This window comes from Bacteroidota bacterium, assembly GCA_020402865.1.
Classification (GTDB): Bacteria; Bacteroidota; Bacteroidia; order Palsa-965; family Palsa-965.
On sequence record JADBYT010000015.1, the window covers coordinates 233433 to 259627 of the forward strand.

Consider the following 26195-nt stretch of genomic DNA (forward strand, 5'->3'; position numbering starts at 1 on the left):
CGATTAACATTTTGCTGTGTATAAGTAGGACTGGTTATTAACAAAGCGCCGGAGGCACTTGAATAGATTTGTTCGGAAGACAGGTACGATTGAGTTCGTAACGGATATTCCTCACAAAGCACCGGTGCTCATGAAATACATTGCTACCCTGCCATTGTTTCTGATGCCTTTAGCGGGCGGGCTTCACGCACAGGCCGAAAAGCCCGTGCGGCAGTTGCCATTGGTGTCGGTTGGAGTGGGAGGAACTTACTTTACGGGTGATGTAGGTGCTTCCGGCGCTGCTTCGCTCAATACGGCGATGCGTACCTGCTGGAAACTTAGCATTGAGCAGCGTTTCGGCAAATGGGCCGGTGTGCAGCTCGGTGGTTTTTACGGCATGCTTTCCAGTAGCGACCGCTCGCTTGCTGTGAACCGCAATTTCGAATCAACACTGATGCAGGGGCAGCTCAGCGGGATGCTTTTTTTTGATAAAGGCGACCGTGTCCGCTTGTTTTCGCCTTACCTGAGTGCCGGGCTGGGTTTTATGCTGTTTGATCCTTACGGCGATTTGCGCGATGCGAATGGGGTAAGCTACAATTACTGGAGCGACGGTTCCATACGCAATTACCCTGAACAGTCCATGATTGCACTGCCTGCGGTGGTCTTGCAGCGCGACTATGTATATGAAACCAAGCTCACCGACAGCACCGCAAACTACAACCGGAATACACTGCTGTTGCCGCTTTCGGCCGGTGTGCGCCTGCGTTACAGCTACCGGATGGGTATTGATATGAATGTGTGCTGGAACATGGCGTTTACCGATTACATTGACAATGTAAAGGCTGGTGGTAACGACAGCTACTGGTGGGCTGGTGTTGCTGTGTATTATCATTTTGGAAAACCACCTGAGAAAGCAATCGAAGACTCGCGTTTTGCGGAAGTTGATTTCAGCAGCATGCTGGATGCCGACAGCGATGGCGACGGTGTAAAGGATATGAACGACCAGTGCGCCGGAACGCCCGCCGGTGTGGAAACCGACAGCAAAGGTTGCCCCAAAGACCGCGATAACGATGGTTATGCCGATTATCTGGATAAAGAGCCCGACACACCCAAAGGCATGCCCACCGACGCAAACGGGGTGGGTATCGACTGGAAAAAAATAGAAGAGCAGGCCCGCCTTGATTCCATTGCTGCCGCTCAGGATTCAATCAAGCAGGCATTCAAGGCCCGTTTCGAAAATGCACCTTCTGCGGATGTGCTCCAGCAGGCAAGTCCGCAAAACAATACTACTCCTTCAGGCAATGCCCAGTCGGGCAATCGCCGCATTCCGGCCGAGTTTCAGCCGGCAGATAAAAACAACGACGACCTCATCACGGCTGATGAAATTAACAAAGCCATTGATGAATTTTTTGATGGTACCGGGAACTGGACGGCCGACAAAATAAACCGACTCATTGATTACTTCTTCGAACAATAACACAACTGCTGCACTATGATTCGAGTACTGCTCATTATGGTAAATGTTTTCTTCTTCTGGATGGCCCGGCTGCTTTCCGGCGATCCGGCGGCGGATATTACTGCTCCTGAAGCGGTAAAACCGGGCGAATCATTTACAGTAAATGTGAAGGTAATGGTGAACGATGCGAAAGACTTTATGCGTTTTACCATGATTCTGCCTGCAGGCTTTACTGCTACGGCTGGTCAAACCGACGGAGCAAAATTTCTGTTTGAAGAACAGAAGGTGAAATTCATCTGGGCGCAGCTTTCGAAAGAGGAAATGAATATTTCCTTCACTGTAAAAGTACCGGCTACTGCTTCCGGGCCGTATGCATTTCAAGCCAACATTACGCATCCGGTTGACAATCTTCCTTCAAGTGTGTTGCTTAATCCGCTTAAAATTTCTGTTGGCGAATCGTCAGCTCCTGTTGCCGTGCAGCCGGCTAAACCCGATACCATGCAGCGCCCGCCCGTGCAGGTGAGTGTGTTGCGCACTGTGCCCAACACGGCTGTTACCGGCGAGTTTTTTGTGGATATGGCCATACAGAAAGGCGATCTCCGCACTTTCCTCAAACTTGTGGATACCATTCCGCCCGGCTGCAGCGCTGTGCTGGTGAACGGCGACGGAAGCAGTGATTTTGAATGCAAGGACGGCGCAGTGACCATTCGCTGGTACTCACTCACCGAGCGTCCTTCACTCAATATCCGCTACAAAGTCATTGCCTCGCCCGATATGGAAGGGACCTATCCCATTAAAGGCATGATATCATATGTAGAAAACGAAACAGGCAAACTCATTCCCATTCCGCCATCAGAAATAACCTTTAAACCCTCGGCCGCGCTTGCCGGAAACAACCAGCGCGAAGCGGGCACCACCAATACCGAACCCGAAAAACCGGCCTTCCAGTCCAATGCCAACGCCGGTGAAGATGCACAAAAACAACAGGAAGGCGGCATCAAAACTACAGCTGTAGTCACTTCCGGCAATAACCAGAAAGCCCCCGAATCCCAGCAGCCGCCTGCACAAACAGCCAGCACATCGGCTGTGGGAGTGAGCTACAGCGTGCAGATTGCCGCCATGCAGCGTAATGTGCCCGTAAGCTATTATGCAGGAATCTATGCCATTACTTCACCCATTAACCGCGAACAGGTTGACGGACTGAACAAATATAGCACAGGCAATTTCAGCAGCTATGATGCTGCCCGTAACAGCCGCGAACAGCTGCGTGGCAAAGGTGTGGAAGGTCCTTTTGTGACTGCATACAGCAACGGCCGCCGGATTACAGTGCAGGAAGCACTTATGATTACCAGCCAGAAATGGGTGAGATAGCTTTTGTTTGGTTTGGTTTTGTTTGAATAATGCGCCCGGCTTTTACTGAACAGCCGGGCGCACCTTTTTTCCGCCAGCATACGTATAACGGAAAATACGTTTAAAAAAACCTTAATCCTTACCTTCGCACGATGTGCAAAAACCTGCGGTGTTCGCTTTTTGTTCTGGTTCTGGTTTGCCTGGCTGGTTTGCTGCATGTACGTGCGCAAACGGCTCCTGTTCAGACTGATACCACTGCCAAAGCCAAACGCCCCGAACCGGCTCCCTTTGTATTTAAGCCTACGCTCGGGCTTGGGGTGGGCATGTTTTCCTTCTACGGCGATTTGTACAAACGTAACCTGGTAAACCCGCAGGTAAGCCGTATCGGTTATGAGCTCAGTCTTTCGCAACCGCTCACGCCCTGGCTTCGCCTGGGTTTCTACACCCTTTTCGGAAAACTGGGCGCAAATGAACGCCTCATTACCCGCAATCTTAATTTCGAATCTGAAATCAGGGTGGGGGGGATGCACTTCGAATACAATTTTGGTCATTTCATCAAACCCAATAAAATGATTCACCCCTGGGTCAATATAGGGTTTGAGTCGTTTGAGTTTTTATCCAAAACCGACTTGTACGATGCGCAGGGCCGGCGTTACTTTTACTGGAACGATGGCTCTATACGCAGTCTCGATCAGACCGATCCGAACGCCGCCAATGCGTTGTTTCTGCAACGCGATTATGTGTATGAAACTGACGTGCGTGAACTCAATCTGGATGGTTTTGGAAAATACCCCGAGCGTTCCTTCGCTGTACCGGTGGGCGCCGGTTTTCTGATGCACCTTGATGAAAAATGGGATGCACGGCTCGGCGTTACGTTTCACTTCACACGCACGGATTATATCGACGGTGTAACGCCACAAAGTCAGACGCCGCGCACCGGTAATGCCCGCAACGATCATTATGTAATGACCGCTTTCTCGCTTCGTTACAACCTCACCGGCCCGGCCGAAACGGTGGATGAAAACGGAAACGATGCGTTCAGCGATGTGGATTATTATGCGCTGGACAACAGCGACTACGACGGCGACGGCGTAATTGACCTCAAAGACTCGTGCGAAGGGACTCCGCCCGGTGTGGCTGTAAACGAAAAAGGCTGTCCGCTCGACGGCGACGGCGACTACACGGCTGATTACCGCGATAAGGAACTTGAATCGGCCCGGGGCGTGGTGACTGATGAATACGGTATCACACTTACCGATTCGCTCATTTTACGTCGTTATCAGATGTATATGGATTCGACCGGTATGTTTGCGGTTACAGAAGTAATCCGATCCAGCGACCAGTACAAGGCTACAGCCTCTGATAAAAAAGTATATCAGGTTATGCTGGGCAATTACACCAGTGGTGTACCCAACGAATTACTTGTGAAATACCTTAGCATAACCGACATCGGCAGCAACCTTCAGCCCGATTCAACAACCACGTACACCGCCGGAAAATACAACGATGTGCTATCGGCCGAAAAACGTCGCCGCGCTCTGGTGCAACAGGGCTACACCGATGCCAAAGTGGTGTATCGCAAACCCGATGGCTCGTTTCAGGTGGTGGATAATGTGTTCGTATATAACCAGCAGCAAACCAGCAAACCGGCCGATTCACTTCTCACAGTGCAAAATACGGTAAGCAATCCGGTAACGAATCCCGTAACCAATCCGCAGTTGCCAATCGACTCAATGCGTATGGCCGAAACCGATCCGGTTACCGGTCAGCTTGTGTTCCGCGTTCAGCTGGGTGCATTCAAGCAACCGCTTTCGCCCGGTGTGTTTAACGATGTGCCTGATCTGGTAATGGTGCGCACAAGCGATGGTTTGTATAAATACATGACCGGCTCGTTTTCCACTTTTGAGCAGGCCGCCGAACGCAAGGCGCAGATGCTGGTGAAAGGGTACAAAGGCGCTTTCATTGCGGCTTACAAAGACGGAAAACGTGTGCCGCTTACCCAGGCAGGCGCTACCGTGGTAAAATCAAACACCCCCGCACAGCCCGAAAATCTCAGCGAGAGCACAGCGCCCAGTCCGGATATGAAACAGCTTGTGACGTACAAAGTACAGCTTGGTGTTTTCCGCAATGAACCTCCCGCTGAAATTAAAGAGAAGCTGAGCACGCTTACCGGTGTGGAAACAAGCACCACTCCCAACGGTTTTGTGCGCTATACCATTGGCCGCACGGCCAGCTACGAGCAAATTATCGCCCTGCGCAATGAACTCAAGGCAAAAGGCTTTGACGATGCGTTTGTGATAGCATTTTTCCAGGATCAGCCCGTTCCCGTATCGGAGGCGCTTGAATTGCAGAAGTAAAACATTTACCGATAAATGAAGTACTTCGCCCCATTGCGAAAAGGTGCAAACTTTTCGCAATGGGGCTGAAAGTTTTATCGGCTTTGCCGAAAAACTTTCGGCAGCTAAGGCCGGAGGCGTTAGATAAAACGGCTGCGTCCGGTTTACTCCGTCGAAGAAGGAGCAAACCGGACGCTTCATAGAAACACGTTTTAACTTGTTTCAGCTAAAATACTCTTATTCTTTGTCGCTCTCTTCTGCCTGCACTTCCGACTTTTGGGGGAAATTGAACAGCACGCTGGTTAAAATCGGCAAGCCAAATATTACAACAGTGAGAATAGAAATATACACATCGGCATCGTGTGCAAGGAAATGACTTACTCCGTGTTCAGGGTAGAAATGCTCAAACAGCGACAAAAGCAGTTTAAAGCCAAGAATGCCAATTACCACAAAAGCCGATGTTTCGAGGAAGGTGTAACGCTCCATAAGTTTTACAAAAGCCTGTGCTACAAAACGCATGGCCAGAATTCCGATGAATACGCCAAGCCAGATAAGCACCAGATTTTTGCTGAATGCCACCGCAGCAAATACGTTGTCTATAGAAAAGGCAAGGTCCATCAATTCCACAAGTGCCACAGTGGCCCAGAACTGGCCCATCCAGCCAACCGTGCTCCTGTAAAGCCAGTTCGATTTTTTATCCAGTGTATCATCCTCTTTGTCGGGCGTCATTTTACCTTTAAAATAATCAAATACAAGGTAAAGCAGGTAAAGTCCGCCCAGCGGTTTCAGCCACCAGATTTTGATGAGCCATGCCGCAAACAAAAGACAAAGCCCGCGAAACACATACGCGCCGATGATACCATATTTCAAGGCTTTGTTACGCTGTTCTTTGGGCAAATCCATTACCATGGTGGCCAGTACAGCGGCATTGTCAACCGAAAGTAAACTTTCGATAATCACAAGGTTGCCAATTACGGCAAGCGCGGGGAGTGGGTTATCAAGAATTTCCTGAATGTAATGATGCATGTGTTGCGAGGTATTTCGTGTTGAATTAATTGGTAACTAACTGAACAATAACGAGTCGTCCGCCTTCATCGGCCGAGAGCAGGATCTTCTTGCCGTCGGTAAGCTCCACCATTTCATTGGGGCCGATAATTTTGTTTTCGTCCACGTCTTTGAGGCTGCTCATGGTTTGATTGATGAGAACCCATTTACCGCCATGCTGCACGAAATAGCCCACGGGTTTGCGTTGTTCGGGTGTGAGCTTTTCGTTTGGTGCTATGTTGCGGTTAATGTGCCAGGGGTAAAGATACTGATTGTGATACACCATTACCCGGTGTTTCTCTTCGGTCCATTTTCCGGGCGAGCGTTGGGCGTAAAGATTCAGTATGGGCAGTTGTCCCTGATACAGTGTGCCGCAGAACGGGCATTTTGGGCGGGTGCTGTTATCAAACACAAACCATTTCTGGTCGCATTTCACGTTCTGGCACGGTTGCATGAGATCAACCGTTTTGATGAGTGCATTTTCCCACTCATCGGCTGTAGGGCGTTGCATTGGATTGTGCAGGCCGGTAATGAAAGCCCGGTCGAAAAGATCTTTCAGATATGGGCCTGCAACAGAATAGGGTATTTTCGATACATCGGCCCAGGGCAGCTGTGTGGGTTTTACCTGATTGAGTTTAGGCCGGTTGGTGGCATCGGTAGGATGTTCCACAAACAGTGCTTTCTGCCCCATTGAAAGCTCTTCGTCTTTCTGCGGGTCGAGGTCGTTTACCTTGCCGCCGCGCAGCGGGTGGCGGTAAAGCAGATACATATAAATCATCACCGCCAGTGCGTGGCGGTCGGTGTTTATTGAGGGGAGTTTGCGGCCGGCATCTGTTTTGGGCAAATGCTTGGTGGCCATTACTTCGGGCGCAATAAAATCGGGTGTACCAATTACATCGGGCGGAAATTTGCCCGGCACCACAAGCCCGTCGATATCAATAATGGCTGCATTGCCGCTCATCGGATCAATGAGTACGTTTTTGTACGAAAGATCGGAGTGCGCAAGTCCTGCCGCATGCATACGCCTTACAGCGCGGGCAATGCGCAGGCAAATGAGTACATATTTAAACCAGTCGCTGAGCTCGCGTTTATCGAGGTGGAGTTTAAATGCGGGATTGCGGAACTGCGCCGCAGCAAACCATTTTCCTTCCTTTTCTTTGCCTACAATGCTTGCAATTTGCGCCGCCGCCGCATTGTAACCGTAGCTGAAGAAAAAGTGCTTCTGATACACCGGCGCCACAATGCCGATTTTGCCATTGTACTCAACTACTTTTGTGGGCCAGCAGAAAAGATCTTTCCAGTAATCGCCGCCAGCCTGATTAAAAATACGTTCGCGGTAGGTGGTTACAATGGTGGTAAGCCGTTCCTTCGTGGCGCTGTAATCGGCCGTGCTCATTTTATCGCGGAAGAACGCCACCACATACGAGCGGTCGGGGCTGAAGTAAACATCCTTCAGTCCGCCCTGCATCGGGTCGCCGGTATCCACATACTGCACCTGTGTGCCGTCGTGCGCTTTTATGGTTATGGTTTGTGCCATGTTCAGTTCGGGGCAGAAGTTCAGTAAAGTATGGCAATGGTGCGGTCGTCGTGATTGCCCGGCGACCAGAAGTCCATCCAGTTGAGCAGTTCAGTGGCGGTGTTTTCGTTTTCCGTTGAAAAATTTACAGTCACGCCATCATTATTTTTGCCGCAGAGATCATCCCATAGTTCATCCCATTTTTCAATCCTCGTCAGGTTTGCATCGGTTTGAAATTTCGGATCGGTAATCCCGTCGCTCATCAGCACAATGGCTGTAAAGTCCTGTACAATGCGGAAACCGATGCGCTTGTAAAATGAAGTATCGGCAAAAATTTCGGGCATGGTCAGAAAGCGTGTCTGCCCGGCAAACTCACCACCGTCGGGAGTTCCCAGCAAAGTAACATCTTCATTACGGCGATAAATGCCCATGCCACCGTCGCCTACGGAAAACGACATTACACTGTAGCCAAATTCAAAGCGGCGCAGCAGCACAAACAACAGTGTGGTTGAAAAGTCTTTCAACTTTACCTCATCGCCATTTGCGGCAAGTTCGGCCGTATAGTTTACCAACTGCTGATGCACTTCGAACGGCGCTTTACTGAAACGCTGCGTGAGGAACTCATTCAACGCATTTTTGCTGGCTTCGTCTTTGTGTGCGTGGTAGGCGGTAATAACATCGTCAAGCTGCTTGTATTCATCAGCCGGAATGTTTTTGAAAAAATTCACCACGCCTTCGCACGCCAGTTGCGAGCCCTTGCGCGAATACTTCGCACTTCCCGCACCATCGGCTACTGCAATTACGGCATAGCCTGTTTGTGCATCGAAGTAGTGCTCAAAATCATCATCGCGGTAAATACCTTCGTGTGCATGACTGCGACCGCGCTTTGAGGCTACAGCCAGTTTATGTCCCAGCATCTCAGCTGCATCCTTCACCTCATCGGGCTTCCAGAAAATACCATCAGCCGGCGAAGGAATATTTTTCCAGAGCTTTTTCGGATCAGGATTCACCACAAACGAAATTTCTTTCTCGTGTGTTTTCTCCGGATCGCTTTGGTTGGTGAGTTTAAAAATCAATTTCACCCTGAATTCACCCTGGTCAAGTGGTGTGCCCGAAATCTGTCCGGTTTGCTGATCGTAAGTAATTCCCAGACTTTCGGGAAACTGCAGTGTAAAGCTCGCAATTTTCTCAAGTCCGTACTGAGACAGCGAAAACACCTGTGCATAAGGCTTGTCAACAGTGCCATTGGGCAGTTGCAGCAGTTTTTCGCGGATGTTGTTCAGTGCTATATTTTCCTGAAGATTCATGATCAGATTTTCTGTAGTGACCGAAATCAGGCGGCATTGTTCAATCACTTCTTCGCTGTCGATATACGCATCGAGAAGAGCCGACTGTTTTTCGGTAATGTCCACACTGCGTTGTTTAAGCAGTTGTGTAATGTATAAACGGCGTTGCTGTCGTTCCATCAAGCTTTAGCCTTGAGCCGAATTAATGTCCATGCGGCCTTCGCCAAAACCATAGCGGCCTTTGTTTCCGCACCACGGGCATGTACTTATTTCTTCATTGCCGCAGCAATGAATTTTTCCGCACTGGCAAATGCTGAGTCCGTACTGATTGCCGCACGAAGGGCAGGTGGGTGCTCCCTGAAGTTCATCGGTACCTACTTTGTTTGCTCCGCCGGTTTCATCGCAGTAATCGAAATAGGAAGAATCAACCAGATAAGCACCCACAAGGCGATACACCAGGCTGTTCATTTCCATACCGCCCACCATGGTAGGTTGCGTGGTACGCCGGTATTTAATGAGATAGGGCTTTTGCGAATGCTGGCATTTGCCGGTGAACACGGTAAAGTTGTGATCGAAGCGCGGCTTGGGCGGCATTTCGCGCGGGTCAAGTTTTGAAATTACCGACTCGTCGGGCTTGGTTAATTCAAAGCCGGTGCCGCCGGTTTCCACACTCATACTGCTGCTTTTTATGGAAGCCGTAACCCATTTGAAAAACGATTTGTATTGATTTACCGAAGTGTTTTTAAACATAAACACGTTTTCGGTAAGTTTTTGCAATACTTCCAGATCGGCTTCCTCGCCAAACGAAACGGCTACCATGCTCGATTTCGAAGCCCAGTTTTTCTTCCATTCGGCAATGGCCACCTGCGTATCGTCGGTAGGCACTCCGTCAGTAAACAAAAACACAATCGGTTTCCAGTCGCCCTTTTGTTCGGCGGTGGTTTGTATGGTGTTTTTGCGAAGTTCATACATGAGATGCCCCAGGCCATTGCCCAGTGAAGTGCCTCCGCCAATAGGAAAACGTGGCGGATAAAATGTAATGATTTCCTGCAGCGGCACCAGTGTGCGCGCCTGTCCGGCAAACACTACAATGGAAATATGCACGGTTTCCAGCGCATACGGATCTTCTTTCAGCGCCTTGATAATCATGGCCAGCCCTTCTTCCACCATCTGAATCGGTTCACCGATCATCGACTCTGAAATGTCGATCAGGAAATAAATCGGAAGTCGTCTCATGTTGTTAATGTGTTGATGTAACTACCTGAACAGCGTGAGCAGGAAAAGCAAAATGATAAGCAGCACAAACTGTGCAGTATCTATTGCCAGGCCCTGTCCGACCTGAGCCGGTTTAAATGCCTTGCGCAGCAGTTTCAGTATCGGTTCCAGCACTTTTTCGAGAAACTGAAACCGTTTGAGCATTTGCGGCGCCATGCGGTTTTTGTAGGGATACAGTTTTGAATAAAGGAATAAACCAATAATCAGAAACTGTGCAGCAAGCGTAATAATGAATCCAAGCAACTTCATCAAATCACCATATTAATTTCATCGGGTGGTGGCGGCAGCACAAGTTGTTCGGTAGAAGTAACACTTTGGTTGCCTGTGCCGATAGAGGCCGAAACCCATTTAAAGAACGAGGTAAGCGTATTACTGTCGGCCGTATCAAGATGTACAACCGTGTCGGTAATTTCTTTCAGGAAACTGTCCTGCGCCGAAGCACCTGCTGCGCAGGCCACCACCATTGCAAAATTGTAGCTTCTGATTTTAGGCACCATGTCGCGGAAGAGCGCAAGATCAGACGGTTTGCCATCTGTCATCAGAAACAACAGCGGACGCCAGTCGCCTTTATCCTCACCTGCGCCGGTTTTTACTTCGCGGCGCATTACATTGAGCAGCAGTTCAAGCGCGGCACCCATATTGGTAGGGCCTGAATCAGGTGTGGTTACTTCTGGCAGCAGCAGCGATTCGAGATCGGTGAGCGGTACAATCTGTTTCACCTCGCGGTCAAACGTAATCAGACTGATCCACACTGTTTCCAGTGCATACGGATCTTGTCTGAGTTTTGAAAGCAGCACCTGCAGGCCATTGTTCACGGCATGAATGGGTTCGCCTTTCATGGAGCCCGAGGTGTCGAGCAGGAGATAAACGGGAAGTCGTCGTGAAGCCATTTACAAAACGCAATTACACCACAATGTTTACTTCGGGCGGCGGCGGCGGCAGTTCATTCAGGCCACCTACTTCGATGCCTGAGTTTTCTACTTTCTGGCTGCCTGTGCTGATGGAAGCCGAAACCCATTTGAAGAATGCCTTGATGGTTGAGGAGTCAGCAGTATCCAAACCAACCACCACGTCGGTAATTTGTTTGAGCACATTGGTATCGGCACCCGAACCAGCTGCACAGGCCACAATAACGCCGGTTTTACGCTTCTTGAGTTCGGCAAGTCCGTTCTGCCACTGATCTGTGGGGCTTCCGTCTGTCATGATAAATACAAGCGGTTTCCAGTCGCCTTTCATTTCGGCGCTTCCGCGTGCCACTTCCCGGTCAATACATTGTGCAAGCACGTTCAACGCTTCGCCGAAAGCTGTAGTGCCTGTGGCACGGATTTCCTGCATCTGAAATGAAGCCAGATCAGTGAGCGGAATAAGCTGCCGCGCCGTTGAATCGAACGTGATTACACTGATGTAAGCAGTTTCCAGCGCATGCGGATCCTGGCGAAGTGTGGAGATAAGCACCTGTACGCCATTTTTCACGGCTTCAATCGGTTCGCCTGTCATCGAGCCGGAGGTGTCGAGCAGAAGGTAAACGGGTAATTTGCGCATAGCGTTTTTGATTGATGATGCGGGTATGATTACCACGCAATCATGGATATTTATTTATCGCTTACTGCAGATCTGTTCATCTGCAGTTTCGCTTAGTTATAACGGTTCAGATAGTCGTTCAGGCCACCTTTCATTCCTACACCAACGGCTTCAAACTTCCACTCGGCACCGCGCTTGTAAATGCGGCCAAATTCCACCGCCGTTTCAATCGAAAAGTCTTCGTCGAGTTCGTATTTCACCATTTCAGCACCGCTTGCATCACAAATGCGGATAAACGAATTGCGCACCTGACCGAAATTCTGGCGGCGGTCGTCAGCATCATGAATGGTTACAACCACACATATTTGTGTCACGCGTGAATCTATTTTCGAAAGATCTACCACAATCTGCTCGTCGTCGCCATCGCCGTCGCCGGTGCGGTTATCGCCCGAGTGTGAAACGGCGCCGTCAGGAGAAGTGGCATTGTTGTAAAAAATGAAAAATTCATCGGCAGGAATTTTACCTGCTTCGGTGAGCATAAACACAGAAGCGTCAAGATCAAAATCACCGCCGGAAGCAGAGGCGTTGGTGTCCCAGCCGAGCCCAATTGTAAATTTCTGCGCGTTCAGCGTTTCGCGCTGTCCTTTTTGAAGATTAATGGCCATGTGTGTGGTATATGTGATTGTAAATTGAATGGAGGTTAGTTTTATACTCGTGCATCAGATGATAATTATTTCCAAATGCAAGGTCGCAGAGTTTGCTGAGCAACGCGGGTTCCGCATTTTTCACAAACACCTGTAAATCGGCATCGGGAAGCGAAAGAACGAATTTGATGACACGGGTATTAAAAGTAAATATTTTCTCCCGAATGAGTTTAAGTAAACCGTTTACATCTTTGATTTCGCTGTAATTCAGTACATTTTCAAATTCGGGGGCAATTTCCTTGTTGGTGAGTTCGGCAAAATAGAGAAACATGAAATTGCCTGGAATCTGCAATTCTTCAATTTGTTTGCGCAATACAAGTTCGTGGCTTCCGGTAATGCGTATATCGTCGAGCAGCAGCACATTACGGTTGCTCAGAAACGTTTTATCAATGTGATACGTACCCTGCGTGATGAGTTTGTAACGCTCATCAAAGCTCAGGTTGCCATAATCTACACTGTAGGTTTTGTAACGATGTATGCGGGATTCCAGTAACGAAGGTTTTTCGTGCTCAGCAAGAAAGCGGTTTACTTCGCGCACAAAATAGCGGGTCATGGCGCACGAGGCAGTGGGTATGAAATCATACGGACTGGGCACCGCCACAGTGGGCCCGCCGGTCAGTAACAATTTACGATGAGCAAGAATAAATTGTTCAGCCAGTGCGGTGCCAAAATGTTCTGCTTCTGTTTCGTCGCCAAACTTAAAACGGCTGTAAGCCCCTGCAGAAAAAGAAAGTGCTGAAGCCGAATCAATTTTATGTAATGAGAAAGATGAAAAATTCATATACCGGTCAATCTGCGCAACGAAGGTACTTCTTTATCATACAACAGCGACCGGAAGCCAAAGTTTAACGCGCCTTTTACATCTGCCACGGGATTATCGCCGACATGCAATATTTCGTGTTTTTCGGCATTTCGAAAGGCGTTTACGGCATCGAATGCGCTGGCAAAAAAAGCGGGCGCCGGTTTGGCCGCACCGTGCTCATCGGAAAAAAGCATGAAACTGAAATGCGGCGAAACTCCCAGCTGCTCAAGTCGTTTGCGTAACGTGCGGCCTTTTATGAATCCGGTGTTGCTGAGCAAACTGAGGCTGATGTTTCGTTGCCGCAATGTTTCAAATGTGTCCAGCGTATCGGCATTCAGCAGCTGTGGCGGATGCATAAAAAACAGCACCTCCATCTCGTCGTAAAAGGCGTCTAATGCTTCCGGTTCAATAGCGGTTGCTTCGGCGCCCAACGCATCAAGGGCAAGCAGAAGCAAACTTTCGTAATGGGCTGTTTGTCCGCACACCACACTCACATGGTCAAACAATTTGTCCATGCGGCGCAGCGTGGCCGATACTTCTTCCGGTGCAGCCTTAATGCCAAAACGGGATGCCAGTAAAGCATCCCGTTTCGGCTTAAATTGCGGGTCGGAAGCAATGAGTGTCATCCATAAATCAAACGAAATATGGACTATGCCGTTGCTTTCGATCATTGATACACGTAGTTGCGCAGGATTTCGAGGAAGTTGTCGGTGGGTTGCGGATTGCCCAGCGCGCGGAATTTCCAGGTGCCGTCTTTACGGTAAACCTCTGCAAAAATCATGGCGGCAGAACCGGCCATCGAAGGATCGCCAGAGAGATTGAAACGCGCAATTTCTTTACCACGTGCGTCCACCGCACGGATAAAGGCGTTTTCAATCATCGAGAAGTTCTGGTTTTTCTGGCGGCCCTGATAAATGGTTACCATAAACAGCACTTTTGAATAACGCTGATCGAGCGAATCGAGCTTTACAATAATCTGCTCATCATCGCCATCGCCTGCTCCGGTGCGGTTATCGCCCGTAAGCCAGATATGGCCGGTAGGATGACGCATGGAGTTGAAGTAAATTACATCACTTTCATACAGCGGAATTTTCATGCCGTTTGCATTCTGCACGGTACGGCCCAGATTGGCCACTTTATCGTTCGAATCGAGCAGAAAAGCCTGCGCGTCGAGATCATAATCTTCGCCTTTGTTACCGCCAAAAAGTTTACCCAGAAAACCACCGCCACTCTGCTTGCGCATGTCCCAGCCCAAACCAATCGTTACGGTAGAAAGGTCGAAACTCTCGCCCTTGTCGTTTTTGCGAAGGTCAATCGTTTGACCTTTCTGTAGGTTAATCGCCATTTTAAATCTTGTATTTAGTTGAGTGAATGAACTTACTTAATCACCTGTCCGGTGTAATACTTCTCTACAAAGAAAGAAAGGTCTTTCTGGTAGCCTATACCTGAAGCCTCAAACTTCCAGCCGGCATCACGACGATAGAGACGACCGAATTCAACCGCTGTTTCAATTGAGAAATCTTCTCCAAGCTCGTATTTACAAATCTCACTACCGTTGTTGTTGTCCACAATACGGATGTATGAGTTGCGTACCTGACCGAAATTCTGGCGCCGCGTATCTGCATCATGAATGGTAACCACAAAGAGAATCTCCTGAATATCGTTCGATACTTTTTGCAGGTTTACCATAATGGTTTCGTCGTCGCCCTCGGCACTGTTGCCGCCTGTCGGGTCATCGCCGGTGTGATGCAGCGCCGTATCGGGCGAATCAGGCTGGTTGTAGAAAATGAAATGTCCTTCGGATGGAATCATCCGGTTACCGTTAAGCATGAAAGCCGACGCATCAAGATCGAAATCATGTCCTGTTCCTTCATTGGGATTCCAGCCCAGACCTACACTGAGATTCGAAAGGGAAATGTCAACTTTTTGGCCTTTTTGCAGATTGATAGCCATAACAGAAATGTGAGTGAATGATGTTGTTTGGAAATTGTAATTCGGGGTAAAACTGTCCCCAAAATAGGAATTTTCGGTTAAAAGCGCCGTCGTTGTGGAAAAATCACGAAACAGGAAGAAAATTTTTTCGCCCCGCGCAGGAATGTACCTTTACACCATGAAACAGGTTATTACATCAGCCGGTGCTCCCGCACCCATCGGGCCATACAGCCATGGTATTCTCATCAATAATATGCTTTTTATTTCCGGACAGGTAGGTAAAGATCCTGTTACCGGCGAAATACACAACAGCAGCATTGAGGCCGAAACCACACGTGTAATGGAAAACCTCAAAAGCATTCTTACGGATGCGGGTATGGACTTCACACATGTGGTAAAAACCACAATTTTTCTCACCGACCTTAACAATTTTGCAAAAGTAAATGCCGTGTATGGCAGCTATTTCCCCGAAGGCGCCGCCTATCCGGCCCGCGAAACCGTGCAGGTATCGCGTTTGCCGCTTGATGTGAACGTGGAAATTTCGATGATTGCCATAAAAGGCTAAGCTTTTATGTGCGGCATTGCAGGCAGTATCAGCTGGCACGAAAGTACCCGGCATTTTCCCGGGCGCATTGCGCGTGCCGTAGCGGCCATGCACCGGCGCGGGCCTGATGCGGAGGGTGTTTTCGAAAGCAGCGGCTTTGCGCTTGGTCACGCGCGGCTGGCAATTTTTGATACCAGCAATGCCTCCGCGCAGCCGTTTCACTCCTCATGCGGACGTTATGTGCTGGTGTTTAACGGCGAAATTTTCAATTTCCGCAACCTGCGCGAAAATCTGCAAAGCAAAGGTGTTTCTTTCCGCAGCAGCGGCGATTCGGAAGTGTTGCTCGAATGCTTCAAACACTATGGCCATGAGTGCCTGCACATGCTCAATGGCTTTTTTGCATTTGCCATTGCCGATCTGATGCAACACGAAATTTTCATTGCCCGCGACCGTTTCGGTGAAAAGCCGCTGCTGGTGTATCGCGGGGCGCATGGGGTTTGTTTTGCATCCACGCTCACTGCTTTGCTGCAATTTGGCATTCCGCGCACGCTCAATGCCGATGCCTTGCAGGCTTATCTGCATCTCAATTACGTACCGCCGCAGCTGAGTATTGTGGAACATGTGCAGCCTTTGCCGCCCGGAAGCTGGATGCGCATTGCCGCTCACACCGGCAAAATAACAGCGCAGCAATGGTACACCTTGCCTCAGACCACCGCTATGCCGCCTTCATTTATGGAAGCGGCCAGCATGCTGGAGGAAAAACTTACTGTTGCTGTAGCCCGAAGGCTTGAAGCCGATGTGCCGCTGGGCGCATTCCTCAGCGGCGGCATCGATTCGAGCGTGGTGGCGGCGATTGGTGCGAAGCTTTCGCCCGGACTGCGCACATTCTCTATCGGTTTTCCCGATGCACCGCTTTTCGATGAAACACCGTTTGCAAAGCAGGTGGCCGCACACATCGGCACTGCGCATACTGTTTTTCCTGTTACACAAAATGATCTTGCGCATGCGCTTGGCGATACGCTTGCAGCCATGGACGAGCCTTTTGCCGATACTTCGGCGCTCGCGGTAAACATACTCAGCCGCCATGTGCGCAGTCAGGTAACCGTGGCCCTTTCGGGCGATGGTGCCGACGAATTGCTGGGTGGCTACCACAAACACCGCGCCTGGCACATGCTGCTGCTGCCGCAGCTCAAGCACAAACTGGTGGCCGCCGGTGCGCCGTTATGGAATATGTTGCCTGCTTCGCGCAATTCGTCGTTTGGCAACCGTGTGCGCCAGCTCCGCCGCTTTGCCGAAGGCATGCAGCTTGGTCAGGCACAACGCTACTGGCGCTGGGCCGGTTACACAAAGCATACAGAAGCACTGCAACTCCTGCAGTCGCACTGGCAACGCCCCGAAGCATTGCAAATCTGTCATTATCTCCCTCAGCTTGATTTCAGCAGCGCCGATGCCATGAATGCCATGCTGCATGCGGATACCGCTTTTGTGCTTCCCGGCGACATGCTGGTGAAAGTGGATCGCATGAGCATGCACCACAGCCTCGAAGTGCGTCCGCCATTCCTCGATCACGAAGTGGCCGGCTGGATCCATTCGCTGCCCGCGCACTACAAAATTGATGCGCAAGGCCAGAAACGCCTGCTTAAAGCCGCATTTGCACACATGCTGCCCGAAACCATTTTCACACGCCGCAAACAAGGTTTTGAAGTGCCCGTGCTGCAATGGCTCCGGACTGATCTGCATGAAGAACTTCTCGATTTATGCGCTCCAGACACGATCCGCAATCAGGGCATATTCAGCCACGATGTACTTCAGGCACTTTTCAGGCAGCTGCATTCAACCGCTCCCGCCGACGCTGCAGCGCGGGTTTGGGGCATCTATGTGTTTCAAAAAAAGTATGCGGAAATTTTCACAAATGAATATTAATGCAATTTAGTTGCAATAATGAGTGTTTTTTACGCGGGAATGCGTAATTTCGCGGCGCAATGAATAACGCCGAGGCTGAAAATACGTGGTACAAAAACTGGTTCGACAGTCCGTATTACCACATACTCTATCATAAACGTAATGATGAGGAAGCCGCGCAGTTTATTACCCGTCTTCATCAGTTGCTCAATCCCGCAGCAGGCAGCAAAGTGCTTGACCTCGCCTGTGGCCGTGGGCGTCACTCTTTAGTGCTGCATAGTCTGGGATTAGATGTAACGGGAATTGATTTATCTCCTTCCAGCATAGCCACCGCATCTGAATCAGAAACAGATAAACTGGCGTTTTATGTACATGATATGCGCCGCCCGTTCCGTATCAGGTATTACGATATTGTGTTCAACCTGTTTACCAGTTTCGGTTATTTCGATTCGGAGCGCGATAACCGTCAGGTGCTGGAATCTGTTTATAAAGGGTTGAAGCCGGATGGCATGCTTGTAATTGATTTTCTGAATGCGGAATGGGTGAAGGGCTGTTTAACCCAGAAAAGCGAATATACCGAAACAGCATCAGGAATAGACTTTTCCATTAAGAAGGAAACAGATGGAAAGTTTATTTATAAAACAATTCATTTTCAGGACAATAAAATATCATATAATTTCCGTGAAAAGGTGCAGTTGCTTGGTTTGCGTGATTTTGAAAAGCTGATGGAAGGTTTGTTTGAAATTACGCAGGTTTACGGGAATTATGATTTAAGTGCATTTGATGAAAATGCTTCGCCCCGTTTGATTCTCATTGTCCGTAAACGCTGATTATGTTTTTCACCGCAGCAGTCATATTGCTTTCGGCATTGGTGAGCGGATTGCTCATGCTGGTTTTTCGTGTGCCGCGAAAGCCGCTCAGGCTGCTGCTTGGGTTTAGCGGTGCGTTTCTGCTTGCATTGAGTTTGCTGCACCTTATTCCCGAATTGTATCATGAAGGCGGATCGAATACGGGAATTTGGATACTTTCCGGCTTTCTCATTCAGGTGTTGCTCGAATACATTACGGCTGGTGTAGAACACGGGCATGATCTTACGCACAGTCATTCGCATTCGCACGATCACCCGCACGCACACGATCATTCACACGATCATTCACATGTGCGGCATATTGTGCCTGCAGGTGTGCTTATCGGGTTGTGTCTTCATGCTTTTCTGGAAGGTATGCCGCTGGGTTCGGAAGCGGTGGGGGAGGCGTTGTTTCCTCCGTTTGTGCTGGGCATCGTGCTGCATAACATTCCCATTGCCATTGCTTTTGCCGGACTCATGCTGCATCTGGGCATAAGCCGCCGGCGCATCGTGCTTAATCTTTTGTTGTTTGCAGCCATGACACCTGCCGGTATGCTGGCGAGCTATTTCATTGGCACACAACTTACCGGCGGACTAACGCCCTACTTCCATGCCATAACGGCTGTGGTGGTGGGTATTTTTCTGCATATCTCCACCACAATTTTGTTTGAATCGTCAGAAAATCACCGGTTCAACGCCATCAAGTTTTTTATCATTCTGCTGGGGGCTGCGGCTGCCTGGTTAGTCACTATTGCTGCTGCACATGGCTGAGGAAACAAATCAAATACAGCCCGGCGAGTTTCGCATGGTGGCCAAAACAATGCCCGGACTCGAAACCGAACTTGCCCGCGAACTTTTGAAAATTGGTGCGCGCAATATCGAGGAACACCGCCGTGCGGTGAGCTTTGTAGGCGACAAGGGCACGATGTACAAAGCGAACTATCTGCTGCGTACAGCGCTGCGTGTGCTTATGCCGGTTGAGCAATTTGAAGCACGCAACGAGCAGGAACTGTACGACGGGATTCGCCGTATCGACTGGGAGCAGTGGATGGGGCCTGATGATACGCTGGCCGTTGATGCTACGGCCAATTCTGAATTTTTCGATCACACCTTTTACCTCGCGCAGAAAACGAAAGATGCCATCGTGGATCAGTTTCGTGATAAGCATGGTCGCCGGCCTTCGGTCGAAAAATTTTCGCCCACGCTGCGCATAAATATTCATGTGAATGATGCTTCGGTAACGGTTTCGCTCGACAGTTCGGGCGATTCGCTGCACAAGCGCGGTTATCGTGAAGATACCGGACGTGCTCCGCTCAACGAGGTACTGGCAGCGGGTATGATTGCGCTTTCGGGCTGGAACAAACGTTCGCGTTTAATTGATCCGATGTGTGGTTCAGGTACATTGGTTATTGAAGCGGCCTTGCTGGCTACCAACGTGCCGGCAGGCTGGTTCCGCGAATCGTTCGGCTTTCAGCGCTGGCGCGATTTTGAACCTGAGCTTTGGGAAAAAATTACCGAAGGTGCAATAAGCCGCATCAACAACGAAACCGTTGAAATTCTGGGCAGCGACGTATCCTACAACGTGCTGCGCAAAGCCCGCGAAAATATCAAGCTGGCTAAGGTGGATGATATTGTAAAAACCGCCTGCCAGAATTTCTTCGACAGCGAGCCGCCCGAACAGGGAGCAGGCATGCTCATTCTCAATCCACCCTACGGCGAACGTATGGCACAGGATGATGTAACTGAGCTTTACAAGCAAATTGGCGATACGCTGAAGAAGAAGTATGCCGGCTATCAGGCCTGGATGATTACATCAAACCCTGATGGATTAAGGGCAGTGGGGCTTCGCCCGTCGCGCAAAATAGCACTGTGGAACGGTCCGCTCGAATGCCGCTTTGTGCGTTATGATCTTTACGAAGGCACCAAGAAAATTCATAAGCTTCGTTAACAACGCACGCGCCACACAATTTTTACTTCCTATCTTGAGGCTATGAAAACTATAGCCGTGTTTACCTCCGGTGGTGATTCGCCGGGAATGAATGCCTGCGTGCGTGCAGTGGTTCGTACAGCCCTGAGTAAGGATTTGCGTGTATTCGGCATCCGTTACGGGTACGAAGGAATGATAGAAGGTGATATTGTGGAGATGGATGCCGCTTCGGTAGCCAACATCATTCATCGTGGCGGCACCATTCTGAAAACCGCCCGCAGTAAGCGGTTTATGACGCCCGAAGGCAGGCAGCAGGCCAAAACCGAATTGGAGAAGCGCGGAATTGAAGGCGTGGTAGCCATTGGCGGCGATGGAACCTTCCGCGGCGCAGTGGCGTTTTCCGAAATAAGCAGCATCCCCTTCATCGGTTGCCCGGGTACAATTGATAATGACCTTGCGGGCACCGATTACACCATTGGCTTTGATACAGCCATAAACACCGTAGTGGAAGCGGTTGACCGAATACGCGACACGGCCGAGTCGCACAACCGTGTGTTTATTGTAGAAGTAATGGGGCGCGATGCAGGGCTTATTGCATTGTACAGCGGCATTGGTACCGGAGCCGAAGGCATTCTCATTCCCGAATCGCCCAACGATTTGCAGGTGGTGATTAATCGTCTGGCTAATTCGCGCAGCGGCAAACAATCGAAAATAATTGTAGTGGCTGAGGGCGATGAAGCCGGTGGCGCATTTAAGGTAGGTGATGCCGTAAAGGCAAACTTTCCTGAGCTGGATGTACGCGTAACCATTCTCGGTCACATCCAGCGCGGAGGCGCACCCACGTGTATGGAACGTGTAAACGCCAGCCGCATGGGCTACGCAGCTGTTGATGCTTTATTAAACGGACATAGCCATGAGATGGTGGGCATAATAAATAACAAAATTGCATTTACTCCCTTTAAAGACGCCGTAAAACATATTCTCGAACCGGATAAGGCCCTGCTTAAAATGGTAGGTGTACTTGCCCGCTGATTTGGAAGTTTGAAATTATTGGTTTACGTTTGCGCCGCTTTTCAAGATAGAACTAGTTTTTTTCTGTTGTTAATTATTTGATTTTCTTATTTACCATGAACAAAAAAACGAGAGTTGTAAAACTGTCTGATGATGCTGTCATCAGTAAAATGTACCTCATCCGTGATACTAAAGTGATGATGGACAATGACCTTGCCGAACTTTACAAGGTAACCACCGGAAATTTTAGAGCCTGTCAGGATTTTTTCTTACTAATGATTTTGCGCCTTTTTTGCCATCTCTTCGTTGGTTTTTTCGCCGAGACCCTCCGGGTATCGACTCAAAAACCGCCTCGATCTTGCAAAAAATCCTGCAAAAATCAAAGCGCAACAAAAAATCCTGACAGGCTCTTAACAAAGCAGTAGCCCGAAACATCAAGCGTTTTCCGCCTGATTTTATGTTTCAGCTTACACGTGAAGAAGCTGCCGAGTTGCAACGCAACTCACCCGGACGCAAATGGGGAGGCTCCAGAAAACAGCCTTTTGTTTTTACAGAACAAGGGGTGGCTATGCTTTCTGGCATATTAAACAGTGAGCGTGCCATATCTGTAAATATTCAGATTATGAGAATATTCTGTAAAGTGCGGCAAATGATTACAGATCACACATTGCTTGGTTTTGAACTCGAAGAACTGAAGAAAAAAATATCGGAACAAGATCAGCGTATCTTCTCAATAATAGGTTATCTCGAAGCACTCAGAAAGAAAACCGACAGTGCGCCACGAAGAGCGAGAATAGGGTATAAACTACCTTCGGAAACCGATAAAACTTGATATTCCAATTTGGAAGATCAAGTTTGTAAATAATTGTATTTCAGTTATTTGTGGCGCAACTTTGTTGTAAGTTACCTCCCTGAAAAATGCATTTCTGAGAAATTACCGGATGTGATTGCAGAATCATTTCACATCAGGTTTGTGCAAGGGATAAATGTAAAGGCATTGGTGCGGACGTGTGTTTGATCTTTATAACAGGCCAATCCGATGAAATAGCTTTTCTAAATACAATTATCGGAAAAGCAGCCTTCATTTTTTATACTTTTACCTGCCACGCAGAGAGGGTATGTCATCAGAAAAAATTTCCCGTAAAAAAATTGTGTTAACAGGAGGAGCCGGTTTTATTGGTTCCGCATTAGCCTTTCAATTGGTTGAGCGGAATTATGATGTTATTGTGCTCGATAATCTGTTGACTGGGAATTATGATAATATCAGGGAATTAGCTGAAGGCGGGCTGATTCACTTTGTGAATGGGGATATCAGAGATTACAGTATCTGCGAAGCAGTGATGAAGGGGGCCGATGTTGTTTTACACCAGGCTGCTTTAGGTTCAGTACCGCGCAGCATTGCTCAGCCGCTTAATACACATTCAATCAATATTGATGGCTTTGTGAATGTGCTGGAAGCGGCACGTATGGCCGGTGTGAAGCGGTTTATTTATGCTTCCTCCTCATCGGTTTACGGTAATGATGCTTCAAGTCCCAAGACAGAAACTGTTCTTGGCGCTCCGCTTTCTCCTTATGCGCTCACCAAATCGGTGAATGAGCAATATGCCCGATTGTATGCCGGTTTGTATGACATGGAAATAATCGGCCTGCGATACTTTAACGTCTTTGGTCCGAGGCAGAACCCTGAGGGGGCATACGCCGCAGTAATTCCATTGTTTATTACACAAATGCTTACCGGTAAAACACCGGTCATTTATGGCGATGGTCTTACCACCCGCGATTTTACCTATGTCGATAATGTGGTAGAGGCCAATCTCCATGCACTTTCAGTTGAACATATCCCTTCAGGCGTAGAGCCCGTATTTAATATTGCATGCGGTGCCACTACCAGTTTGCTTGATTTATATGCAATGGTAGCACGTGCAACAGGATTTACTTCACAACCTGTATTTCTGCCCGAACGCAAAGGCGATATACGGCAAAGTTTTGCCTCTGTGGCGGCTGCGGGGAAATACCTCAATTATACCCCTGCAATCTCGCTCGAAGAAGGAATTCAGCGCACCGTAAACTGGTATCGCAGCCTACTTAACAAAGTTTAGACTTTGGCATAGCGGGTTTGATTCCAACCCTCGCAGATTTTAATAACTTTGTGGCCAACCCGCAAGAAATCAATGGTTATGAATACAAAACGGTATTTACCACACATCGCTGCACTGCTTATTTTCTTTGTTGTACTTGTTTTTTTCCTGAACCCGATTGTGTTTGGCGGAAAAAGCATTAAGCAGGGTGATATTTACAATCACGCAGGGATGTCGAAAGAGATTGTGGATTACCGCAAAGCGCATCCGGGTGAAGAGCCGCTCTGGACAAATTCGATGTTTGGAGGTATGCCGGCTTACCAGATTTCCACACTTTATCCGGGCAATATCATCAACAGTATCCATGTCGGGTTTCTCCGGATGATGTCGGTGCCCTTTTTCGCGCTGTTTATGAGCATGGTGGGTTTTTATTTTCTGCTTGTCACACTGCGCATAAATCCCTGGCTGTGTATAGGTGCTGCCGTGGCATTCGGGCTGGCCAGTTATACCGTAATTATTCTGCAGGCCGGCCACAACTCCAAAGCTTTCGCAATGGCTTATATGGCTCCGGTAATTGCCGGTGTATTCATCACACTCAGAGGGCGTTTGCTGTTGGGGGCCGTAATTACGGCGCTTGCTCTCGCATTCGAGTTGGCAGCAGGCCACTTGCAAATAACCTATTATCTGGCCATTTTGCTTTTACTTCTTGGCCTTGGCGAAGCGATTCGCCTTATTCGCGAAGGGAAAATTGTATATCTGGCCAAGTCCGGCGCTGTACTTGCCGTTGCCGTTGTGCTTGCCGTGCTTCCCAACATTACCAGCCTCTATCTCACCAACGAGTACGGAAAGGAAACCACACGCGGCAGGTCAGAACTTACACTCGATTCGAAAACCGAAAGCAAAACGGAAGATGGTCTTGGAATTGGCTATGCCACTCAATGGAGTTACGGGGTTGGCGAATCGTTCACACTCCTGATCCCAGACTTTAATGGCGGTGCTTCGGATAACATTGCCGATTACGACAAAGAGGCGCTGAAAAAAGCGAGTGACGTAAACCAACGCGAATCTATCGGCCAGAGTTTTACAGCCTATTTCGGTGATCAGCCTTTTACAAGCGGACCAGTTTATGTAGGAGCAATTTTCTGCTTCCTTTTTGTGCTCGGATTGCTCATAGTAAAAGATCAGATTAAATGGTGGCTGCTTGCTGCTACAGTGGTTTCCATCATGTTTTCCTGGGGAAGCAATGCTGAAGGACTCACCGAGTTTTTATTTCACAATCTTCCCGGGTATAATAAGTTCCGCGCTGTTTCCATGATACTGGTAATTGCCTGCATTACCATTCCTATACTTGCTATGCTGGCAGTGAAGGAAATTATGGATAATCCGGATGTATTTAAGTCTGGCAAAAGATCATTCTGGATTGCATTGGGCATAACCGGAGGGATAACATTCCTTGTAAGTATCACGCCTTCGTCATTTGTAACACCTGTAAAAGACAGTGAAATTGGTCAGGTGCGTTCAGCCTATGAAAAACAGGGAGTTCCTCTTAGTGAAGTCGATCCTCTCATTGCATCGCTTGAGGAAGTGCGTCTCGGTCTGGTATCTTCTGATGCCATGCGTTCAACGCTGTTTATCGTAATGGCTGCGGGATTGCTGTTTGCGTATTCACGTTTCCGCTTCAATGTTTTTTTCCTTGCAGGTGGTATGCTGGTGCTATTTATGGTGGATTTAATGCCTGTTGCTTCGCGTTACCTTAGCCAGAAACGCGGCCACTACGAAAAACGCACCACCAAAGAAATAAACTTCAGTATGTCGGCCTCTGATGAGCTGATTTTACAGGATAAAGATCCTGATTACCGTGTACTCAATCTGGCGGCCAATATCTGGAATGATGCTTCTACCTCTTATTTCCATAAGTCGGTAGGAGGCTATCACGGTGCCAAACTCAAGCGCATTCAGGAATTGTATGAGTGGGCCATGGAAAACGACATTAAGCAGTTCCGCATCGAGGCTTCAAAGGCTCAGTCAGACTCCGCGGTGCAGGCAGCACTTGCTTCAGCAGCCACACTCAATATGCTGAATACCCGCTACCTGATTGTAAATGATGAAGGTGGTGTAATTAAAAACAGTAATGCCTGCGGAAATGCCTGGTTTGTGAGCAACATCAAAAAGGTAGCCAATGCCGACAGTGAAATGGTGGCCGTACAGAATTTCAATCCCCGCACCACCGCAGTGGTTGATCAGCGTTTCGAAAAACAGCTTGCCGGATTAATTCCAGCAGCTGATTCTACCGCCAGCATCAAACTGCTTAGCTACGCACCCAACAAGCTCACTTACGAGAGTAATTCATCGAAAGAGCAACTGGCAGTATTCTCTGAGATTTATTACCCGCATGGCTGGAATGCTTATGTGGATGGTAAATTAACCGAGCATTTCCGTGCCGACTATGTGCTTCGCGCCATGCGCGTTCCGGCCGGAAAACATACTGTTGAATTCCGTTTTGAACCTGAGTTTTATTCGAAAGGGGAGATGATTTCAAAAATCTCTTCTTTGATTTTGTTGGTGTTACTGTTGGGAGTCGGGTTTCTTGAAATCAGAAAAAATAAAAAGCAGGAACAAAATCAATCACCGAAAACCGTCTAACAATCAAAAAAAACTCATCAGTATTCTCCCCAAACACTGCTT

General features: G+C 48.8%; 25 protein-coding genes. 13 read left to right on the forward strand and 12 right to left on the reverse strand.

Annotated features, from left to right (window positions below; genetic code table 11):
• The first annotated feature begins 130 nt into the window (after nt 1-130).
• The 3 genes from IM638_11990 to IM638_12000 all read left to right on the forward strand — a co-directional run bounded on the left by IM638_11990 (nt 131) and on the right by IM638_12000 (nt 5142).
• Nucleotides 131-1456 carry a hypothetical protein gene (locus IM638_11990; protein ID MCA6363750.1) on the forward strand — a complete coding sequence of 442 codons (1326 nt, stop codon included), beginning with the start codon at nt 131-133 and terminating at the stop codon, nt 1454-1456.
• A 15-nt stretch (nt 1457-1471) separates the two neighbouring features.
• A complete protein-coding gene (locus tag IM638_11995; GenBank protein MCA6363751.1) occupies nt 1472-2806 on the forward strand; it encodes a hypothetical protein in 1335 nt (444 codons plus the stop codon).
• Nucleotides 2807-2937: 131 nt separating this feature from the next.
• Entirely contained in the window at nt 2938-5142 is a 2205-nt protein-coding gene (locus IM638_12000) for an SPOR domain-containing protein (GenBank protein ID MCA6363752.1), read from the forward strand.
• Nucleotides 5143-5358: 216 nt separating this feature from the next.
• On the opposite strand, the gene IM638_12005 is transcribed toward IM638_12000, so the two are convergent.
• The 12 genes from IM638_12005 to IM638_12060 form a co-directional block, all read right to left on the reverse strand.
• Complete coding sequence (locus IM638_12005) at nt 5359-6147, reverse strand: TerC family protein (GenBank protein ID MCA6363753.1); 789 nt, start codon at nt 6145-6147, stop codon at nt 5359-5361.
• A 25-nt stretch (nt 6148-6172) separates the two neighbouring features.
• On the reverse strand, nt 6173-7702 hold the full coding sequence (locus tag IM638_12010) for a kinase (protein MCA6363754.1): 1530 nt from the start codon (nt 7700-7702) through the stop codon (nt 6173-6175).
• A gap of 20 nt (nt 7703-7722) precedes the next feature.
• Nucleotides 7723-9147 carry a protein phosphatase 2C domain-containing protein gene (locus IM638_12015; protein MCA6363755.1) on the reverse strand — a complete coding sequence of 475 codons (1425 nt, stop codon included), beginning with the start codon at nt 9145-9147 and terminating at the stop codon, nt 7723-7725.
• Between the two features lie 6 nt (nt 9148-9153).
• Nucleotides 9154-10203: a VWA domain-containing protein gene (locus tag IM638_12020; protein MCA6363756.1), complete on the reverse strand. Its 1050-nt coding sequence runs from the start codon at nt 10201-10203 to the stop codon at nt 9154-9156.
• Nucleotides 10204-10224: 21 nt separating this feature from the next.
• Nucleotides 10225-10491: a YggT family protein gene (locus tag IM638_12025; protein ID MCA6363757.1), complete on the reverse strand. Its 267-nt coding sequence runs from the start codon at nt 10489-10491 to the stop codon at nt 10225-10227.
• Complete coding sequence (locus tag IM638_12030; protein MCA6363758.1) at nt 10491-11132, reverse strand: VWA domain-containing protein; 642 nt, start codon at nt 11130-11132, stop codon at nt 10491-10493. Before IM638_12030 ends, IM638_12025 begins: the two co-directional genes overlap by 1 nt.
• Nucleotides 11133-11145: 13 nt before the next feature.
• Nucleotides 11146-11784 (reverse strand): VWA domain-containing protein, encoded by a 639-nt coding sequence (locus IM638_12035; GenBank protein ID MCA6363759.1) that lies wholly within the window; start codon nt 11782-11784, stop codon nt 11146-11148.
• Between the two features lie 92 nt (nt 11785-11876).
• On the reverse strand, nt 11877-12428 hold the full coding sequence (locus IM638_12040) for a TerD family protein (protein MCA6363760.1): 552 nt from the start codon (nt 12426-12428) through the stop codon (nt 11877-11879).
• Nucleotides 12418-13248: a hypothetical protein gene (locus IM638_12045; GenBank protein MCA6363761.1), complete on the reverse strand. Its 831-nt coding sequence runs from the start codon at nt 13246-13248 to the stop codon at nt 12418-12420. The genes IM638_12040 and IM638_12045 overlap by 11 nt, the downstream gene beginning before the upstream one ends.
• Nucleotides 13245-13940 carry an HAD family hydrolase gene (locus tag IM638_12050; protein ID MCA6363762.1) on the reverse strand — a complete coding sequence of 232 codons (696 nt, stop codon included), beginning with the start codon at nt 13938-13940 and terminating at the stop codon, nt 13245-13247. Before IM638_12050 ends, IM638_12045 begins: the two co-directional genes overlap by 4 nt.
• Nucleotides 13937-14614 (reverse strand): TerD family protein, encoded by a 678-nt coding sequence (locus IM638_12055; GenBank protein ID MCA6363763.1) that lies wholly within the window; start codon nt 14612-14614, stop codon nt 13937-13939. The genes IM638_12050 and IM638_12055 overlap by 4 nt, the downstream gene beginning before the upstream one ends.
• Nucleotides 14615-14646: 32 nt before the next feature.
• Entirely contained in the window at nt 14647-15222 is a 576-nt protein-coding gene (locus tag IM638_12060) for a TerD family protein (GenBank protein ID MCA6363764.1), read from the reverse strand.
• A gap of 157 nt (nt 15223-15379) precedes the next feature.
• Here IM638_12060 and IM638_12065 point away from each other — a divergent pair, with 157 nt between their 5' ends.
• The 10 genes from IM638_12065 to IM638_12110 all read left to right on the forward strand — a co-directional run bounded on the left by IM638_12065 (nt 15380) and on the right by IM638_12110 (nt 26153).
• Entirely contained in the window at nt 15380-15766 is a 387-nt protein-coding gene (locus tag IM638_12065; protein ID MCA6363765.1) for a RidA family protein, read from the forward strand.
• Nucleotides 15767-15772: 6 nt separating this feature from the next.
• Nucleotides 15773-17668 carry an asparagine synthase (glutamine-hydrolyzing) gene (gene asnB / locus IM638_12070; protein MCA6363766.1) on the forward strand — a complete coding sequence of 632 codons (1896 nt, stop codon included), beginning with the start codon at nt 15773-15775 and terminating at the stop codon, nt 17666-17668.
• A 59-nt stretch (nt 17669-17727) separates the two neighbouring features.
• Nucleotides 17728-18477, forward strand: a complete 750-nt coding sequence (locus tag IM638_12075) for a class I SAM-dependent methyltransferase (protein MCA6363767.1) — start codon at nt 17728-17730, stop codon at nt 18475-18477.
• A 2-nt stretch (nt 18478-18479) separates the two neighbouring features.
• The gene (locus IM638_12080) at nt 18480-19265 is read left to right on the forward strand and encodes a ZIP family metal transporter (protein ID MCA6363768.1); all 786 of its coding nucleotides are present in this window, start codon (nt 18480-18482) and stop codon (nt 19263-19265) included.
• 34 nt (nt 19266-19299) lie between these two features.
• Nucleotides 19300-20442, forward strand: a complete 1143-nt coding sequence (locus IM638_12085; protein ID MCA6363769.1) for a class I SAM-dependent RNA methyltransferase — start codon at nt 19300-19302, stop codon at nt 20440-20442.
• Nucleotides 20443-20484: 42 nt separating this feature from the next.
• Nucleotides 20485-21453 (forward strand): 6-phosphofructokinase, encoded by a 969-nt coding sequence (pfkA, locus tag IM638_12090; GenBank protein ID MCA6363770.1) that lies wholly within the window; start codon nt 20485-20487, stop codon nt 21451-21453.
• Between the two features lie 95 nt (nt 21454-21548).
• Nucleotides 21549-21857 carry a hypothetical protein gene (locus IM638_12095; protein MCA6363771.1) on the forward strand — a complete coding sequence of 103 codons (309 nt, stop codon included), beginning with the start codon at nt 21549-21551 and terminating at the stop codon, nt 21855-21857.
• 8 nt (nt 21858-21865) lie between these two features.
• Nucleotides 21866-22264 (forward strand): ORF6N domain-containing protein, encoded by a 399-nt coding sequence (locus IM638_12100; protein ID MCA6363772.1) that lies wholly within the window; start codon nt 21866-21868, stop codon nt 22262-22264.
• A gap of 286 nt (nt 22265-22550) precedes the next feature.
• Nucleotides 22551-23531 (forward strand): SDR family oxidoreductase, encoded by a 981-nt coding sequence (locus IM638_12105; protein MCA6363773.1) that lies wholly within the window; start codon nt 22551-22553, stop codon nt 23529-23531.
• Between the two features lie 78 nt (nt 23532-23609).
• Nucleotides 23610-26153, forward strand: a complete 2544-nt coding sequence (locus IM638_12110) for a YfhO family protein (GenBank protein MCA6363774.1) — start codon at nt 23610-23612, stop codon at nt 26151-26153.
• Nucleotides 26154-26195: the final 42 nt, after the last annotated feature.

What these genes read in the sequence shown, in the direction of transcription:
- IM638_11990 (MCA6363750.1), top strand. Translation starts at nt 131, where the DNA reads ATGAAATACATTGCTACCCTGCCATTGTTTCTGATGCCTTTAGCGGGC.
- IM638_11995 (MCA6363751.1), top strand. Translation starts at nt 1,472, where the DNA reads ATGATTCGAGTACTGCTCATTATGGTAAATGTTTTCTTCTTCTGGATG.
- IM638_12000 (MCA6363752.1), top strand. Translation starts at nt 2,938, where the DNA reads ATGTGCAAAAACCTGCGGTGTTCGCTTTTTGTTCTGGTTCTGGTTTGC.
- IM638_12005 (MCA6363753.1), bottom strand. Translation starts at nt 6,147, where the DNA reads ATGCATCATTACATTCAGGAAATTCTTGATAACCCACTCCCCGCGCTT.
- IM638_12010 (MCA6363754.1), bottom strand. Translation starts at nt 7,702, where the DNA reads ATGGCACAAACCATAACCATAAAAGCGCACGACGGCACACAGGTGCAG.
- IM638_12015 (MCA6363755.1), bottom strand. Translation starts at nt 9,147, where the DNA reads ATGGAACGACAGCAACGCCGTTTATACATTACACAACTGCTTAAACAA.
- IM638_12020 (MCA6363756.1), bottom strand. Translation starts at nt 10,203, where the DNA reads ATGAGACGACTTCCGATTTATTTCCTGATCGACATTTCAGAGTCGATG.
- IM638_12025 (MCA6363757.1), bottom strand. Translation starts at nt 10,491, where the DNA reads ATGAAGTTGCTTGGATTCATTATTACGCTTGCTGCACAGTTTCTGATT.
- IM638_12030 (MCA6363758.1), bottom strand. Translation starts at nt 11,132, where the DNA reads ATGGCTTCACGACGACTTCCCGTTTATCTCCTGCTCGACACCTCGGGC.
- IM638_12035 (MCA6363759.1), bottom strand. Translation starts at nt 11,784, where the DNA reads ATGCGCAAATTACCCGTTTACCTTCTGCTCGACACCTCCGGCTCGATG.
- IM638_12040 (MCA6363760.1), bottom strand. Translation starts at nt 12,428, where the DNA reads ATGGCCATTAATCTTCAAAAAGGACAGCGCGAAACGCTGAACGCGCAG.
- IM638_12045 (MCA6363761.1), bottom strand. Translation starts at nt 13,248, where the DNA reads ATGAATTTTTCATCTTTCTCATTACATAAAATTGATTCGGCTTCAGCA.
- IM638_12050 (MCA6363762.1), bottom strand. Translation starts at nt 13,940, where the DNA reads ATGATCGAAAGCAACGGCATAGTCCATATTTCGTTTGATTTATGGATG.
- IM638_12055 (MCA6363763.1), bottom strand. Translation starts at nt 14,614, where the DNA reads ATGGCGATTAACCTACAGAAAGGTCAAACGATTGACCTTCGCAAAAAC.
- IM638_12060 (MCA6363764.1), bottom strand. Translation starts at nt 15,222, where the DNA reads ATGGCTATCAATCTGCAAAAAGGCCAAAAAGTTGACATTTCCCTTTCG.
- IM638_12065 (MCA6363765.1), top strand. Translation starts at nt 15,380, where the DNA reads ATGAAACAGGTTATTACATCAGCCGGTGCTCCCGCACCCATCGGGCCA.
- asnB (MCA6363766.1), top strand. Translation starts at nt 15,773, where the DNA reads ATGTGCGGCATTGCAGGCAGTATCAGCTGGCACGAAAGTACCCGGCAT.
- IM638_12075 (MCA6363767.1), top strand. Translation starts at nt 17,728, where the DNA reads ATGAATAACGCCGAGGCTGAAAATACGTGGTACAAAAACTGGTTCGAC.
- IM638_12080 (MCA6363768.1), top strand. Translation starts at nt 18,480, where the DNA reads ATGTTTTTCACCGCAGCAGTCATATTGCTTTCGGCATTGGTGAGCGGA.
- IM638_12085 (MCA6363769.1), top strand. Translation starts at nt 19,300, where the DNA reads ATGGTGGCCAAAACAATGCCCGGACTCGAAACCGAACTTGCCCGCGAA.
- pfkA (MCA6363770.1), top strand. Translation starts at nt 20,485, where the DNA reads ATGAAAACTATAGCCGTGTTTACCTCCGGTGGTGATTCGCCGGGAATG.
- IM638_12095 (MCA6363771.1), top strand. Translation starts at nt 21,549, where the DNA reads ATGAACAAAAAAACGAGAGTTGTAAAACTGTCTGATGATGCTGTCATC.
- IM638_12105 (MCA6363773.1), top strand. Translation starts at nt 22,551, where the DNA reads ATGTCATCAGAAAAAATTTCCCGTAAAAAAATTGTGTTAACAGGAGGA.
- IM638_12110 (MCA6363774.1), top strand. Translation starts at nt 23,610, where the DNA reads ATGAATACAAAACGGTATTTACCACACATCGCTGCACTGCTTATTTTC.